General features: G+C 68.7%; 17 protein-coding genes and 1 pseudogene. 9 read left to right on the forward strand and 9 right to left on the reverse strand.

Annotation, left to right across the window (positions count from 1 at the left end; translation table 11 throughout):
* Positions 1–104: 104 nt before the first annotated feature.
* From AB8O64_RS11245 to AB8O64_RS11275, 7 genes are all read right to left on the reverse strand, one after another.
* Positions 105–1,727, reverse strand: a complete 1,623-nt coding sequence (locus AB8O64_RS11245; protein ID WP_370419024.1) for a hypothetical protein — start codon at positions 1,725–1,727, stop codon at positions 105–107.
* 117 nt (positions 1,728–1,844) lie between these two features.
* A complete protein-coding gene (locus AB8O64_RS11250; protein ID WP_370419025.1) occupies positions 1,845–2,258 on the reverse strand; it encodes a hypothetical protein in 414 nt (137 codons plus the stop codon).
* A gap of 74 nt (positions 2,259–2,332) precedes the next feature.
* On the reverse strand, positions 2,333–3,328 hold the full coding sequence (locus AB8O64_RS11255; protein WP_370419026.1) for a hypothetical protein: 996 nt from the start codon (positions 3,326–3,328) through the stop codon (positions 2,333–2,335).
* Between the two features lie 140 nt (positions 3,329–3,468).
* Entirely contained in the window at positions 3,469–4,266 is a 798-nt protein-coding gene (locus AB8O64_RS11260; RefSeq protein ID WP_370419027.1) for a hypothetical protein, read from the reverse strand.
* Between the two features lie 19 nt (positions 4,267–4,285).
* Positions 4,286–5,278, reverse strand: coding sequence for a hypothetical protein (locus tag AB8O64_RS11265; protein ID WP_370419028.1), 993 nt, complete (start codon positions 5,276–5,278; stop codon positions 4,286–4,288).
* Positions 5,275–5,565 (reverse strand): hypothetical protein, encoded by a 291-nt coding sequence (locus AB8O64_RS11270; protein WP_370419029.1) that lies wholly within the window; start codon positions 5,563–5,565, stop codon positions 5,275–5,277. The genes AB8O64_RS11265 and AB8O64_RS11270 overlap by 4 nt, the downstream gene beginning before the upstream one ends.
* A gap of 73 nt (positions 5,566–5,638) precedes the next feature.
* Positions 5,639–6,220: a hypothetical protein gene (locus tag AB8O64_RS11275; RefSeq protein WP_370419030.1), complete on the reverse strand. Its 582-nt coding sequence runs from the start codon at positions 6,218–6,220 to the stop codon at positions 5,639–5,641.
* A gap of 973 nt (positions 6,221–7,193) precedes the next feature.
* Between AB8O64_RS11275 and AB8O64_RS11280 the strand changes: the two genes are divergently transcribed.
* From AB8O64_RS11280 to AB8O64_RS11320, 9 genes and pseudogenes are all read left to right on the forward strand, one after another.
* Positions 7,194–7,547 carry a hypothetical protein gene (locus AB8O64_RS11280; RefSeq protein ID WP_370419031.1) on the forward strand — a complete coding sequence of 118 codons (354 nt, stop codon included), beginning with the start codon at positions 7,194–7,196 and terminating at the stop codon, positions 7,545–7,547.
* Between the two features lie 211 nt (positions 7,548–7,758).
* Positions 7,759–8,271: a hypothetical protein gene (locus AB8O64_RS11285; protein WP_370419032.1), complete on the forward strand. Its 513-nt coding sequence runs from the start codon at positions 7,759–7,761 to the stop codon at positions 8,269–8,271.
* A gap of 438 nt (positions 8,272–8,709) precedes the next feature.
* Positions 8,710–9,297: a hypothetical protein gene (locus AB8O64_RS11290; RefSeq protein WP_370419033.1), complete on the forward strand. Its 588-nt coding sequence runs from the start codon at positions 8,710–8,712 to the stop codon at positions 9,295–9,297.
* Between the two features lie 263 nt (positions 9,298–9,560).
* Complete coding sequence (locus AB8O64_RS11295; protein ID WP_370419034.1) at positions 9,561–10,166, forward strand: hypothetical protein; 606 nt, start codon at positions 9,561–9,563, stop codon at positions 10,164–10,166.
* 246 nt (positions 10,167–10,412) lie between these two features.
* Positions 10,413–11,054, forward strand: a complete 642-nt coding sequence (locus tag AB8O64_RS11300) for a ParB N-terminal domain-containing protein (protein ID WP_370419035.1) — start codon at positions 10,413–10,415, stop codon at positions 11,052–11,054.
* Positions 11,055–11,065: 11 nt separating this feature from the next.
* Positions 11,066–11,707 carry a hypothetical protein gene (locus AB8O64_RS11305; protein WP_370419036.1) on the forward strand — a complete coding sequence of 214 codons (642 nt, stop codon included), beginning with the start codon at positions 11,066–11,068 and terminating at the stop codon, positions 11,705–11,707.
* Positions 11,708–11,802: 95 nt separating this feature from the next.
* On the forward strand, positions 11,803–12,069 hold the full coding sequence (locus AB8O64_RS11310; RefSeq protein ID WP_370419037.1) for a hypothetical protein: 267 nt from the start codon (positions 11,803–11,805) through the stop codon (positions 12,067–12,069).
* Between the two features lie 218 nt (positions 12,070–12,287).
* Entirely contained in the window at positions 12,288–13,199 is a 912-nt protein-coding gene (locus AB8O64_RS11315) for a peptidoglycan-binding protein (RefSeq protein WP_370419038.1), read from the forward strand.
* Between the two features lie 62 nt (positions 13,200–13,261).
* A pseudogene (locus AB8O64_RS11320) lies at positions 13,262–13,621 on the forward strand (single-stranded DNA-binding protein); the annotation flags it as partial.
* 135 nt (positions 13,622–13,756) lie between these two features.
* Here AB8O64_RS11320 and AB8O64_RS11325 read toward each other — a convergent pair.
* Positions 13,757–15,334 carry a hypothetical protein gene (locus AB8O64_RS11325; RefSeq protein ID WP_370419039.1) on the reverse strand — a complete coding sequence of 526 codons (1,578 nt, stop codon included), beginning with the start codon at positions 15,332–15,334 and terminating at the stop codon, positions 13,757–13,759.
* A 40-nt stretch (positions 15,335–15,374) separates the two neighbouring features.
* Positions 15,375–15,680: a hypothetical protein gene (locus AB8O64_RS11330; RefSeq protein ID WP_370419040.1), complete on the reverse strand. Its 306-nt coding sequence runs from the start codon at positions 15,678–15,680 to the stop codon at positions 15,375–15,377.
* Between the last annotated feature and the right edge of the window lie 54 nt (positions 15,681–15,734).

A 15,734-nucleotide genomic window follows, 5' to 3' on the forward strand; every position in this document is an offset into this window, starting at 1 on the left:
TGGAAGCGCGCAGCCGCGCCTTCGGTGAGTGCGGTGATGCGCTCCGGGTGCGCCCCACCCCAGCCCGGAGCCGGAGAGGCGCGCCCGGAGCGCGTCACCTCACGTCACCCGACGGTGGCGAGGTCGGTGTAGAGCGTCGCGAACATCTCGGCGATCTTCAGCTCCGGCCTGCCCGCGAGCCGGTAGGCATTGGCGATGTCCCGTTCGCCGCGCTCTTCCAGGAGGCCGATCACCATGGGGCGGTGCTCGATGACGTACGTGCGCAGCTTCGTCATCGGCGGCGGCGCACCCTCGTCGGAGCCGGAGATCGGCTCCAGGTGTTCCTGCATCGTCATGCCCATGATGCGGGCCTGGATCTCCGCCTCGGTGAGCAGCACCGCCATGACCTTGTTGACCTTGTTCACCTGGGCGGGGCGGGGCCGTGGGAGATCCTGCGGCTCTTCGGCTTCGCTGGTCTCCTCGGGCCGTTCGGGGGTGGGCGGGTTCTCGTCCGGGTCCGGGGGCGGCGGCGTTCCCTCGTCGACCGGCTCGGGCTCGTCCGCGTCCGTCGGCTCCTCCACGTCGGCCCCGTGCCCGGTCGAATCCTGCTGGCCGCCGGGCTGCTCTCCGTCCTCCGTGTCCGCCTGTACCTGTGCCTGTTCGGCCTTCGTCTTGAGGTGGTCGAGCGACTTGGTGATCAGGTCATCGGCACTCATCACGCCCCACGCGGTCTCCGTCTTCACGGCCGTGAGCGAGCGGCGACCGTGATACTCGCGCAGCTCGCGCAGGGCGTTCTCAGGGTCGGTGGGGTGCATCAGGGCGTCGCGGACCAGCTTGGCGGCCTGCTCGCCGGTCAGGGCCGGGGCAGGCCGGGCGGGCTCCGGGCGCGAGGCGGGCTGCTGAGGCTGCTGGCCGTGCTCCTGCAGTTCGGCGTCGGGCCGCAGTTCGGAAGCAGAGCGGGACTCGGCGGCATCATGCAGGCCAAGGCGGCGCAGCAGCCCGTCTATGGTGAAGTCGTGGAACCGCTGGGTCTCGCCGGGCTGGATCTCCATGTGGAGGGTGCGTACGCCGGTGAGCCAGGCTTCACCGATCGCGTGAAGGTCCACGATCGCGTCGACGGCTGCGGGAAGGTTCTTCTCCGCCTTGACCTTCCGGGTGGTGTTGCGGGTCGGCTTGTCGTTCTCGAACGCTGTGATGATCTCGGTGCGGGCGAGCAGCAGGCACGGGCCCTGATGGCGGCGCAGGAGCCACAGCACCTCGCCCCAACGGTCCTTGGCCCGGTTCCACAGGTCCGAGTCGATGACGACCGGGTCGTCGAGGGTGGGCAGGCGGGAGCGGTTGCGCTGCGCCTTGCGGATCGCACGGTTGCGCGCGTACATGGCGATCTCGTCGCTGAGCATGTCCCACAGCGAGGTCATGGAGTCGACGACCAGCATGTTCGGCTTGCCGTCGACGCGGGGCTGGTGATTCACCCAGCGGATCGCGTCGAGGATGTCCTGGTACGAGCCATCGTGCGGGACGATCTCGTAGGCGGCGCCCGGAACGCGGCCGTAGTAGTCGGCGGTCCCCTCGGTGCCACCGATCTCGATCCAGTACGTCATGCCGATGAGGTCGGAGCCGGAGCCGCGTGCGGCCTCGTAGCTCTTGCCGGTCTTCTCCGGGCCGGTGAGCAGGATGATCGGCGGGTTCGGCTTGCCGGTGGGCTTCCGGCTCTTGCGGGTGCGCTGGGGCGCGGTGATTCCAGCCACGGAACGGGCCTTTCGTTTCGGGTCTTCCGGGTTGCTCTCCCGGATGTTGCGGCGCGAAGGGCCTTAACCTCTCACCCTGACGCGCGCTGTACTATTCTAGCGCGTCTGGGTGGAGAATCAATCCGTTTGCAGCAGGTCAGACACCGGATTTGCGGCGAGTGGATCAGCGTCCTCCCGATGCCGCCGGTACCAGGCGTCCAGGTCCTCCGCGTCACCCTTGGCCCCGTAGAGAGCCGTGGCCGGCGCCGCCTTCCACTGGTTCACGGCCTCGGCGTACTCGACCCGGACGGTCTCTGCGTCCCGACGGCGCAGGGCACGCGTGATCTCCTCCCACGGCTCGCCGCCCAAGGCCTCGCCGAGTACGACCAGGTCGAGGAGTTCGTTGACCATCACCCGCAGCCGCCGCGCCGCCTCAATCCGCTCACATGCCCCTGTGACAGAGCTGATGTCGCCCACGCCCTGCCGGGCCAGGTCGGACAGGTCGCGGTGGGCGCGGGCGGCGGCTAGACGGGCCAGGTTCTCGGAGGTCATGAAGGTCCGATCGTGCCAGCGGCGGGCGCCCTGGATCGGGAGCGCCCGCCGCTGAGTCGTGCAGGTGCAGTACGTCAGGATGCCTGAGCGGCCTCGCTACCGGCTTCAAGGCCGTCCAGGTCCACGCCGTCGCCGCGCTCCTCCTGCTTCTCCGCACGGTAGCGGGAGTCGAAACGGGGGCCGACGTTCTTCCGGCCGTTCTGCGGGCTCTGCCCGAGGCGGCGGCCGAGCTGGGTGGGATTCAAGTCCCCGCGCGGGCCGAAGCGGTGGTGCTCGGCGGCGTCCCTGGCCGCCTTGTAGATGGCGTACAGCCCCTCCTCGGACAGCACCTTCACCGACTCGATCTCCGGGGCGGGCTCCGGCTCTTGCTCAGTCTCCTCCGGCGCCTCGTCCTTCTGGTCCGGCGCCGGGGGCTCGGCCAGCTGCTCAGGTGCGGGAGCCTTGGGCTTCTCGCCGGGCCCCTTCGCCACGGGGCTCGGTGCTGCCGGCGTCTTCCGCAGTGTCGCGGGGACGGGCGCCGCGGTGTCGAGCAGCGCGCCGGTTCCGTCCTCGTCGACCCAGTCGGAACCCGCTCCGCGCGCGCGGACGAACCCAGAGATGTGCAGCCCGAAGCTGCCGCCGAGTGGCACCATCGCGGCGACGCCGCTGCCGACCGCGTACACGTACACGCGGTTCTCCGCCATCATGGCCGGGGCACCGCCGACACTGAACCACTCGGACAGGGCGACCATGGCGTGGCCGACGTTCGCGGCGATCGAGATGCACAGCAGGAACGCGAAGATGCACCACAGCGACCAGTAGTAGCCGCCCTCTGCGCCCCGCTCCGTGCGCTTGCGTATCGAGGTGACAGCTCCGGCGTTGAAGGCAAGGAGGAGTTCGAGCGAACCGGCCATCGCGGCAGCCGCGAAGGTGGGGAAGCCGATGAGCGTGCCGGCCCAGTGGAGTTGATACAGGGAGGCGAGCATCATTCCGAAGCCCGCGGCCGCGGCTCCGATGCGAAGGTTGCGGTGCCAATCTCGCAGGTCCCGTTCACCCTGGGTAATGGCACGTATGGTGGGCAACTTGGGCAAGACAGGTCCTTTTCGTTCGGGTCTTCCCGAGGACCTATGCTCGTCGGCCCTCGGGTTGCCCAAACGATATAACCTCCACCCGTCGGCGCGCTGCCCTCGATCGCGCAGGTCTCGTTACCGGCCATACGGCGGGTGGCTGTTCACCAGTCCAGCGGCTTGTGGGGCATGCGCCGGTCCTGCCCCACGACCTTCGCCAGGTACGCCCGGTCCTCGATGCGCGACAGCAGTCGCTCGCCGAGGACGGCCTTGATGCCATCGCGCCGCAGGTTGGTCGAGAACACCGTCGGCCTGCCCGACGCGAGGCGGGAGCCGACCAGGTCGGTGGTCTCCCGGCGCACGAACTCCGTCTGCACGCCGTCCATCTCACCGCACAGCTCGTCCAGGATGAGCAGGTCAGGGTCCTCGACGTGGCGCCTTCGGATCTCGTACCGGCTCATGCCGTCGGGGCCCCCGTCCGGGCGGCGCCAGGTGAGGTACGTGGAGTGCTGCACGAACCGCACGAGCAGGCCCCGGTCACTGGCCTCGTTGCCGAGCGCCGCCACAGCGGTGGTCTTCCCCGAGCCGATGTTCCCCGACACGATGAAGTGCATCGTGCTGGGGCGCGCCTTTTCCCTCTTCGCCTTGACGACCGAGTCGAGCCAGCTGCTCAGCGCCTTGGGACACTGGTTGTCGTCCAGGTCGGGGAACCGCCACTTCATGTAGTCGTCGTGGTCCGCCGCTGTCATGCTGTTCCGCCAGGCAAGAGTGCGGGCGCGGGCCTGGGGGACGGAGACGTCCTCCCACAGGTCGGTCTCGCCGTCCTCGGGCGGCGCGGGCACGCCGAGCTGCGAGAGGTCCGCTCCGCCGCGGTGGAGCGCCGCAAGTGTGCGCTCCGTGATCTCGAACAGCCGCTTCGGCTCGCGGCCGGGGATGAAGCCTTCGGCGGCCATGGCACTCACCGCTCGTTCTCCTTTCGCATCAGGCGGGGACGATGCCGAACGTGGCGTCGTCGGGGGCGGTCGGAGCGGGCGGCCCGTACGTGTCGTTCGTCCCCCAGGTCGCGGCGTCGCTGTAGGGGGCGGGGCGGCCGCCGTACTGGGCGGGCATCGGCTTGTTGTTCCGCTCGTCGCTCAGCGCGCGCTGGAACTGGTGCGCCGTGGGAAAGTGCACCCCGGTGCGCTGGAACGCCTTGGCAACCTGCTTCTGCGTGTACTCGGCGTCCAGGGCCTGCTGGCTGAGCTTGACGAGCCCGAAGTACCACCCGGACTTCTGCTTGCCCGCGTACGGGCCGAGGTGCTGTGTGGCGTGGTCGTAGTACCAGGTGGCGACTTCCTGGGCGGGCGTCTTCACCTTCGTCTCCCCGGGCGTCTCGCCCTGCTTCTCCGAGGGGTTGGGCTGCTGGGCCTTGTTCGCGGCGGCGCGAGCGGCGGCCGGCGGGACGCGGCGCGGCTTCTTCTTCGGCTCCGGCTTGGGCTCCGGCTCGGGCTCCTCCCACTCCTGGACATCCTCAGCGGGGGCGTCGTCCGGCCTGGCATCCGGGTCGGACGCGAAGCCGTCCGACCCGAGGCTGTTGTCGGGGTAGCGGACGCGGAACGACCCGTCCTCCTGCTCGACGACCGGGACGTCCAGCTTGTTGCCGAAGGTGATGTAGTCCTTGGCCCACTGTTCGACGGGGTACGCGCTGACCGCAGCGCCCATGGCCGTCTTGCCGTCGAGGAAGCGGCGCCGCTCCAGGCGGTAGTAGCCGTTCGCGGCCAGTTCGTGGAGCGCTTTACGGACTGCGTCGCGCCCCTCGCGTCCCTCGCCGCGTGCGAGCTGTTCGGAGCGGACGTTCCAACTGTCGTGCTGGTCCAGACAGTACGTGAGCAGGCCGAGCGCACGGTAGCTGATGCGAATGTCGCGGGCTGTCGCGGACTCGACCGCGACGAAGAGGGGGCGGCGGTTGTGGCGCACCGCGCTGCGGTTGGTCACGCTGCCGCCCCGCTCACTGTCTCCTGCGGCAGCCGGAAGTGGGTGTGCCACGTCTTACGGCCCTGGGAGCCCATCTCGTACACACGCCGAGATTCGGCCATGCCCTCCTTGCGGAGTTCAGAGAGAGGTTCGCGAGCCTGGTGGTTGGTCAGGTTGCACGCGTCGGCGGCGTCCTGCACGGTGACCCACTCGCCGTCGCTCTCCAGGACGAGGTAGCAGTAAAGGCGGAACGCGCGGTCGGATATGCCTCCGGCAAGAGCCGGGGCGATGTGGATGTGGGTGGACAAGGCAGGGTCCTTTGAGGAAAGGCCCGGCCGCCGCAGCGGGGGGCGGCCGGGCAGTCGTACGACGGTGCGCGCGTTACCGCTGGGCGTCGCGGCCGGGCGCGGCAGGGAGCATCGGCACACCGCGCAGCAGACCGTCGAGCTGTCCCTCGTGGAAAGCCTCCATCACGGCTTCCTGGCCCCCGTCCTTCCAGGTCGTGGTGACGGAGCCGGTCGGCTTGCCGCCGGGGATGCGGGTGAGGCCGGGAATCACTTCGCCGGTGACCTTGTCGACAATTTCGCCCGTCGCCTTGTCGTACTGGGCGCGCTTGATCATCGCGGTACGGAAGGCGGGACGCGCCCGGATGATGGCCTCGGCCTCGCCCTTCTCTTCGGCGAACTCGTTGAACGCGTCCTCGTCGCCGACGTCGTACTTGTCCTTGGAGATGGCCACCGTATGCGTGGCGACGGCGACGCCGTTGACCTTGGCGTCGACGGACTTGGTGCTGCTTTCGGGGTTGTCGTAAGCAGCAAGGAGCGGGCCCTTCACAGCGGCGATCTTTTCGTCAATCGCGGGCACGACGTGGTCCTTGAACAGCTTGGCGAAGACGGAGAGGAGTGCGGCATCCCCCAGGGACAAGGCAGACTCCGGCGCCTGGTTGACGTGGTCGTACGACATGACGGTCCTTTCTCACCCAAGGCACGGCCCAGGGCTTTTCGGGTCTGTCCCGGGCGAGGTGCAGAGGATGCCGCCAGTAGGTACGTCAACCGGCGAAATCTGTGACACCAAGGCCCAGGCGGCTGGGTTGCTCTCCCAGCCACAACAAATACTACAGCATGCGTCGCAGCGTGTGTTCGGCCGCGCCCGAACTCGCTGAGCCGAGTGGGAGGTCGCGGTCGGGCTCCATTCATTACTTCAGTGGACATGGCCACTGACCTGGGCGCTGAAGTTTCTACCGACAGGACTAGCGGTCACCTTCGTTTCAGGAACCATTTCAGTGCGCAGCTCCCGCCTCGACCGACAGGCTTCTGGCGCGGCGCCCCGCGTCTCCCGTGGGAGACGGTTGTCCACCCTGAACCTGGCCAACCGGCTACCTTGATCACCATCGGGTAGCGACCGACGACGCGACCGGTGGCCCCTCGACTTCATCGATCCCATCACCGTCCCTTTCCCTCTCGCCTACTTCGCGCCCCCGCCCGCGTGCACAGCCCTGTGGCCCGAAGGCCGTCCGTCAAGGTCTTGAAGCCGTTGGTCTCGCGAACAGGCCACAGCCTCGCCTTGGCCGACTGCCGGCCTTCGTCGTCGCTGTGATCGACGCGCGTCGCCTACCGATCCGAGCGGAAAGCTCGACCTGTATCTGCGGCTGCCGGTGCCCCCGGCTCGCTGCGGGGCCGGGCGGTGCTCTCACGGTCTTGGGCGCTGACCGCGTGCCTGGCTGAGAGGCTGATCGCCTTCCGGCCGGGCGTCTGCGGGCCTACCGGGACAGGTGTAGATCCCAGCCGTCCGTAGCACGGGTGAGGGCGGGGGATGGTGCCGTCCTGCTGGATGACTAGGGCGGTTGGAATATACGACTTTCGCAGCCCGCGTGACCTAATGCGCGCCGGATGGTTAGTGCATCTGACTGATGCAAGTCGGTTCAAAGGGAGATGTGATGAACGGTATGGCACGCAGGTTCGCGCTGGTGGCGGGGGTGGTCGTCGGGATGCTGGCAGGCGCCGGTTCCCTGCAGGCGGCGGTAGCGGATGGCCCGGGTGAGGGGACGCCAACGCTGGTGGTCTCCCCGGCCCCGGGAAAGCTCACCAAGGAGCGCAAGGAGACCCTCACCTACACCTACGACCCCAAGGGTTCGGGCGAGTCGTCGGACCAGGCGTCCCCGGGCGGAGTGCCGCAGCCGCCGGCCCCGCCGGAGCCGGGCCCGGTCACCGCCGCGAAGGACACCGCCAACTCCGCCTCACAGTCCCTGACCTCGGGCCTGTCCAGCACGCTCGACGCCTCCCTGAAGTAACCACACCCCGCGTTCTTTTCTGCCGGCCCTCCAGGGGCTGCCCGCTCGCCCCGGCAGATCCGGAGGGCCGGGCCTGGCAGACCATAGCGCCCGCGGCGGAGCAGCGCGGGGCAGCCCCCGGCGCTCGGCTGCGGGTGAGCCCGGCCTCCGGATCGCGTCAGGCGTACCCGCCCAGCACCCCGTACCGGTCGCCCCCGAGTTGGAGATGTTGATGCGACTCCGTACCACACTGATCGCTCTCGGCCTGACAGCCGCCAGCGCCCTGAGCGCCTCTGTCCCCGCAGCCGCCGACAACGTACCGCTCGACCAGTGCGGCACCCGGAAGATCGACTACGCCGAACACACCTATCGCGGCAAGGTGAACAAGAACACCCAGTTTGGCTCGACCCTGGCCAAGAAAAGCACTCACGACCTCTCGATTAAGTTCTACCAAACCAGTTCGGGGATTTACCAAACCATTTCCCAAATGGATAAGCTCGGATTCACCACTGACGAGTACAACATCGACACCACCAGGCAGCAGACCGTGGACTTCTACTTCCAGACCGCAGGCCCCACGGGCGTCCGTCAGTACACGTACCGGCCTGTAAAGCAGTTCGCCAGAACAAAGGGGAAGGCCGTATGCACCGGCGACACCTCCCCCAAGTACCTCGACATCCGGGGAAACCACCAGGACGGCGGTCAAACCTATGTCTGGACGGGCAAACTGACCCGCGTCGAATGAAGGCCGCCAGTACGGCACGATCACACCCTGAGCGCAGTATGCGGATGAGGTCGTCCAAGCGGGCTGTTCAGCCCGTGTCCGGCCCTCAGTAGCACCGGACGATGCCGCAGCCGCCGGCCCGCTGGAGCCGGACCCGGTCACCGCCGTGGCCGCGAAGGACACCGCCAACTCCGCCTCACAGTCCCTGACCTCGGGCCTGTCCGGCACCCTCGACGCCTCCCTGAAGTAAGGCCGCCCGCCCTTTCTTCTTCCGGCTGTCCTTGCCGTGCCCATTCCTCGCGGGCACGGCAAGGACAGCCGGGACCCGGCATGCCACAACGCCTGCCGGCCGGGCGGTGATGTTCCCAGCCCCCGTCCCCCGGCGCCCCGCCAGCGCCAGGGCTGCGAGCAACCCCCACCGCGATCACTGCCGTCGCACATCCATCAGGAGCCCCCTTTATGCGCACGCGTACGACACTGGCCACTCTCGGCCTGCTGGCCGCCAGCACCCTGGGAGTCACCGTCACCCCCGCCGCCGCCGGCGTCCCCCTCCATGAATGCGGCGGAGAACGCTCCGACTACTTCAACACCACCTATAGCGGCACGGTCACGCACAAAGTCACGAGTGACGGAAAAACCCTGAGCAGGGTCACCTTTGCCCTGAAGATCGAGTTCTTCAGGGACGAATTCGGCGACCCGACGGCAAAGACACAGGTGAACCAGACCTCTCCCTTCAGCAACGGATACCGCCTCAACCAACGAACCCCACGGAGCGTCGTTTTCGATGTCCGCGTCCAAGACGCTTACGGCGAGCCGGTGCTCGATGAGGAGGGAAAGGTAGTCGGATCTACCGTGACGGACGGGTCATCCGCGCGCTTCGACACTCTCGCCGCCCGCCCCGAGTGCGTCGGCGACAACCGCACTCCCAAGCGCCTGCGCGTCGCCATGGAAGGGGTCTTTTATGTCCCCCTCTCCCCCTCCATCGACTCCCTGCAGCTGAGGAAAGAGACCCACACCATCACCGGCCCCCTCACCCGCCAGAGCTGAACACCGGCCGCCACCACCCCAGGCCCTGGGCTGCACGCTTGCGAACGGGACCTCAGCCGTCATCACAAGGACACGAGCACCCCGACCGAGGAACGAGCACGACCCTATGCCCGGCCAGGACCACTCCCGGCCGGGCATCTCGTGCAGACATCCCTGCCTCCACAGCGCACCACATCCAGCGCGCGAGCCTGCTGAGCACTCAGCGGCGCCCGACAGTCGCGCCCTCGTTGACGTGCAAACGGGGTGTGCCTATGTTGCGGGCTATGGCTGATGAACTGATGTCCGCACAGGACTGCGCCGCACTCTGGAACGTCAGTAAGTCGTACGCCCGACGCGTCCTCACCGCCGTCGACCGCGATCCAGCGACGGGCGCCATCAGCCTGGATGTGCGCGATGCCGACCTCGGTAAGGGGAAGGCGGTCGTGGCAGTGCCCGTGAAGGAGTCGGAGCCGCAGGCGTTCCCCCTCAGCGACCGCGTATTCAACATCGTCCGCGAAGCTATGGATGGACGCTCCGAGGGCCCGCTGCTAGTGAACGAGCGGGGAAAGCCCGTCAGCCGCTACACCGCCAGCCAGTTCGCCCAGGCCGTGGCCGAAGTATCCCGCCACGCGTTCACGCAGCGCCCGCATGTGCTCGAACACCACACGGAACGGGTGAGGATGGGAGGCCTCCAGGTCGGCGATGTCATCCACTTCAACGAGCGCCGGGTCACCGTGGACGCGCTGAAGCACGTGAAGACCCCCACCGGCGGCACCGACGTGCAAGTGAACCTTGGCACCGACTACCCCACCGTGTTCGGGGACGCGAACACGAAGGTGACCATCACCGCGCGACGAACCGGGAACCTCGTGGCCGAGGCCCTGGCCTGACGACGCCGCGACACAAACCATCCACGTCCCCTACCTTCCGCACGGCTCTCCTGCCCTGGTGACGTCGCCAGGGGTGGGAAAGCTCCGGTGTCGCCCCATCCGGAACGAGGGCGGCGCCGGCCCGGCGGCGGGCGCGGCCCGGCCATGACGGCATGCCCCGCTTGCGAGGCGGGGTGCTGCGGTTGAAGTCCGCGGGCTCGCAGCCCGCGCCCGCCGCCGGCACTACGAACCGCCGGAAGGACTGCCGTGACCGAGACCCTGCCCGCGCCCCGCTACACCACCTACGTGCCGCTCACCGACCTCACCCCCGCGCCCGGCAATCCGAAGTATCACGAAGTCGAGCGGATCATCGAGAGCATCCGCACGCATGGCTTCGTCGACCAGCCCATCGCCGACGAACGCACCCACACCATCCTGGGCGGCCACGGCCGCCGCGAGGCTCTGATCGAGATGCAGGCCCGCGGTGAACAGCTTCCCGCCGGGCTCCTCCTGGACAACGACGGCGGCTGGCTCGTCCCCGTCCAGCGCGGCTGGGCCTCCCGCTCCGACGCCGAGGCGAAGGCGCTGAACATCAAGCTCAACAAGATCGGCGCCGACGGCGGCTGGCGACCGCGCTCCCTCGCCGCTTACCTCGAAGACATCGTGACGGAAGACGCCGAGCTGTACGACTCGCTCGCCATCTCCGATGACGAGCTGGACAAGTTGCTACGCCAGGTTGACCCCGAGACGCTGCCCGGCGCCATCAACGAGGACCATGCACCCTTGCTGCACCTCCCAGACGACGGCGCTGACGGTCTGGGCGGTGACAGCCTCAGCCCAGACGACGAAGGACGTGCGAGCCTGATCACCTGCCCGGCCTGCGGCCACGCGTTCACGCCCGGACGCTGAGGAGCGGCCCCATGTCCAACCGCCGCAAGCCCCGCCGCTCCGGCGCCGGACGCCCCACTCTGCTGTCCGAGGAGGTCGAGAGCCGCATCATCGCCGCATCCCGCACCGGCATTGCCGTCGAACTCGCCGCCGAAGCATCTGGCATCTCAAGCGCCACCTACCACCGGTGGATGGCTCGCGGCCGGGCCGAAGTCGCCGCCCGCGAGGACGGGCAGGCCCCGAACCGGGACGAGGACCCCTACGTCGAGCTGTTCGAAAAGGTCCGCACCGCCCGCGCCATGGCAGGAGCCCGCGCCATGGCCAACATTCGCCGGGTCGCCGACGGCGGAATCGTCACCAAGGTCACGACGAGAAAGTTCCGCGATCCGGAGACCGGCCAGATCGTCGAAGAGGTCACCGAGGACCGCACGGCCCCGGACTGGCGCGCCGACGCCTGGTACCTGGAGCGGCAGCACCGCCACCACTACGGCAAGGATGCCGCGATTGCCTTCGAGATCACCGGCATCGACGCCGGCGCGCCCGCCGAGGAACCCCGCGTCGACCTCGCAGCCATCGCCGAGCGGCTGAACAAGAGCCTTTTCGCCGTGCAGTACCCCAAGCCGCCCGAGCTGGAGGACGGCAGCGTCCTGGACGCAGAGGTCGTCGACGGGTGAACCCTGCGGTTCCGGCCCGCCCGGCCCAACGCCCTGCTGATCACAAGCGATACGCTCCCCCGGCAAAACGATCACTCATCCGGAAGGAACCAGCAGTGGGCGTTGTCAACAGCATCACCGGCGGCACCGCGACCGGCGCCGTCATCCAGGGCGGCGACATGGTCATCACGACCACGGCACCGTCAACCACCAGCGCGCCGACCGCTATCACGGCCACGCGCCCGATCAAGGCCCCCGACGGCACCGTAATACTCCCAACGCCCCACGGCGAGCGCATCGCCGCGCTCCTCGAGCACCTCAAGCTCGTGCCCAACCTCGCGGCCGAGGCAGAGACGTACGCCGCGCAGTTGCGCGGCCACTGACCGGCCCCACGGCACGGACCCGGTGGCCCCCCTCCCTGGTCCGTCGCTCCCTCGGGCCGGGCTCCGCCCATCCAATGCACGCGCGTCGGCACGGTGGCCGCCCCACGGAACTCCGGCGTACCGACCGCATAACGGCGACCCACGGGCAGCGCGCGACACTAACCCGCATCACCGGTCACGGTGCTCCCTCCCTGCTCACCAGCACTGGAGGAAACACCGTGACCGTCCTGTACTACCCCGGCGCCAGCCGCGCCTACGACTACTCGTCCCGCTACGAGGGCAGCGAGATCAAGCCCAACTGCGGCATCATCCACACCACAGAGGGCACCTCCCTGCCCTCGTACGACCAGGGCGCCGAGGCGCCGAACATCACCGCCGTGCCGAACTTCGCGAAGAAGCGGCTGGAGTTCTACCAGCACTACCCCTTCGACCGCTCCGCCCGCGCCCTGGTCAACCGCGCCGGCGGCGTCGAGACCAACACCCTCAACTGCATCCAGATCGAACTGGTGGGCACCTGCGATCCCGAGAACGAAACCAGCTGGGACGGTGAGACGCCGGGCGAGGACTACATCTACTGGCCGGACGCCCCGGACTGGGCCCTGCAGGACCTCGCGGCGTTCATGGCCTGGCAGTACAAGAACAACAACATCCCGCTGACCGGCCCCGCGACGTGGCTGCCCTACCCGTCCTCCTACGGCGACACCGACGCCCGGATGTCCTTCTCGGCGTGGAACGACTTCCAGGGCTGGTGCGGCCACGCCCACGTCCCGGAGAACGACCACGGCGACCCCGGCGACATCGACTTCGCCAAGCTCGTCACCAAGGCCAAGACCAAGGTCAACGGCAGCTCCGGCACCGAGTCGGGCACCACCGGCACCACTCCTAAGCCCGCGCCGCCGTTCCCTGGCACCTCCTACTTCGGGTCGGGCAAGAACAACTCCCACGTCACCCTGCTCGGCAAGCAGCTCGTGAAGAAGGGCTACGGCAAGCACTACTCCTCCGGGCCCAGCCCGAAGTGGTCCGAGGCCGACCGGCTGAACGTCCGCGACTTCCAGCGCAGCCGAGCGGAGCTGCGCGGCGACGCGGACGGCCTGCCCGGCCCCCTGACCTGGCGCCTGCTCTTCTCCTGACCCCTGCCCACCGGCCAGCCCGCCCCTTGGCGGGCCAGCCCCTTCCTGAAAGGCCCGCTCCCGTGGCAGGCGAGACCGTCATCACGGTCGTCGGCAATCTCGTCGACGACCCCGAGCTGCGCTTCACCCCGTCCGGCGCGGCGGTCGCGAAGTTCCGCGTCGCGTCCACTCCCCGCACCTTCGACCGCCAGACCAACGAGTGGAAGGACGGCGAGAGCCTGTTCCTGACCTGCGCCGTGTGGCGCCAGGCTGCGGAGAACGTCGCCGAGTCCCTCACGCGCGGCGCCCGCGTCATCGTCCAGGGCCGCCTCAAGCAGCGCTCCTACGAGGATCGCGAGGGCGTGAAGCGCACCGTGTACGAACTCGATGTCGATGATGTCGGCGTGAGTCTGAAGAATGCGATCGCGAAGGTGACCAAGACCGGTGGGCAGCGTCCGGCCGCCACCCCGGCGGGCCACCCAACGGCCGACGATCAGTGGGCGACGGAGCCGCCCTTCTGAGCCCGCCCCCGGGATGGGAACGTGCCGCGCAGGTGGTCTCCTGCGCGGCACGTTGCGCTACGCGGCCGGGGCGATCCAGGCTTGCGGGAGCGTCAGCAGCTCTCCCGCTTCACCGTCCGAGGGCGTCTGTCCGTCGGAGGCGGGCGGCTCCTGGGCAGCATCGCCGGTGGACGGCTGCGTCTGGGCGGGGTCCGGCTCCGGCGGCGGTGCCGGCGTTTCAGTGACCGGCGGGGCCGGATCGACCGGCGCAGGTTCGACAGGCGTAGTCGGGGACTCCTTCGGCTCGGGCTCGGGCGTCGGCTCCGTCGGCTGCTCCGGCTCCTCAGGCTTCTGCGTTTGCTCGCTCTCCGTCGGCCTCGGGTCTTCGGGCTTCTGCGTTTGCTCGCTCTCCGTCGGCCTCGGGTTCGGCGACTGAGCAGGGCTCGTGGCGGTCCTTGTCTCCGTCGACTCTCCGGACAAGCCACCCGTCGAGTTCGCCCCTGCCGCCGGGTCGGTGACCGGTTCGGCCGTGTGCGTGTCCGGCCCGGTTTCAAGCCGCGGCTCAAGCCCTACGGCGAGCGCCACGATGTCCGCCTCGCCCGGCTTCACGACGGAGGGCGTCGCGTCAGGCACGCCCAGGACGGCCCGTGCCGCCAGTAAAACTGGCGCGTCGACCGTAGCCTCCTGTGGGGCGTAGAGGATCGTGCGCACGTCGTGCTCGTCGATCCCCAGAGTGCCCAAAGTGAGAGCGGCAAGGCGGGGTGGCAGCGGCGCAGCGTCCCCCTTCGCGCTCGACTGATGGGCTGCAGCGGCAGACTTCTTCGGCGCCGCGGCCAGCAGTTCCGCCTCGTACTCCTTCAGCCGCTCCTCGTCGGTGCCCCACAGTACGTACCGGCCCGAGAGAACCATGTTGGGGTACAGCTTCCGGGAGGCGTCCTGCATCGCCCACGTCTTCGCATATTCGGCGGTCCCAAAGATGCGCAGGCCAAGGCGTTCCCTCCCGTACGAGAACGTAAAAATGGTGGAGTCCGGCCCCGTCGCAGCCTTGGACGCCATCACCATCCCGTCGGAGTCAGTGCACTCCGCTTCCAGACTGGCGATGGGGCTGCAAGCGATCTTCCCCGCAACGGAGAAGTCCTTGAAGTCGGAAGCTGTGAACGGTTCCGGCCCCAGGTTGCGGTTATCCCTGGCCGCCCCGTCGCGCACAGCGCTCGGGTCCTTGTCCGGCGCGCTCGCGGCAGTCGTGCCCGGGGCAGCGGCCGTGAAGTGCCCAAGCGCCCAAGACCCGGCCAGCGCCGGCAGCAGAGCCGCAGCGATGACCCACTTCTTCGCACGGCCGCTCGGGCGTACTGCCGCAGGCGGTTCCTCCGACTGCGGCGGCAGGTCGACGGACGGAGCAGGCTCGGCGGGTCCCAGCAGCTCGTCGAAGTCCTTGAACTCACAGTGATCACGCACCAGGCGCTCGACCTGTTCCAGGGGCAGGTCCGGCATGGCGGAGCTGACCTGCCGCACAGCCGAGTAGAACGACTGCGGACTCAGGAACAGGTGGCACTCGCCGTCCACGTGGACCACGCCCACGTCTGTGAGCGAAACATCATCGTCGTCCGCGTCCGGATCAAGGACGTGGATCTTGATGCGCGGCATGGAGGGGTTCACAGCCGGTCCTCCATACTCGGGCAGCCGGATATGGCGCTGCTCAACTCAGCCGGTCTCTTTCTTCACTGCTCTGCAAGATGCGCGCGATGCGGGCGGCCGTCTTCTCGGCACGCTCGGGGGTGATGGCCTCAATGTCGGTGAGGACAAGGTGTCCGCCTCCGGGCAGGTCCATCTCCTCGCGATGGATCTCCGGCTCGTCCAAGCCGTCGCCCGTTCCGGCGTCCTCGCGGACCTCCTGCGGATTCTGCGCACGCTCGTACTCGCGGAGCATCGCCTCCTTGGTGGCCCGCACGCGCGCGGGGCTGCGTCGGTAACCGGGGCGCAAGGCGCCCGCGGCCGCCAGCATCCGACGGGTCTCCTCGTCGTGAGGGATGGGCCCGCCGTCTAGCGCCCGTTCCAG

The sequence above is a fragment of the Streptomyces sp. QH1-20 genome (assembly GCF_041283565.1).
Lineage (GTDB): Bacteria > Actinomycetota > Actinomycetes > Streptomycetales > Streptomycetaceae > Streptomyces > Streptomyces syringius.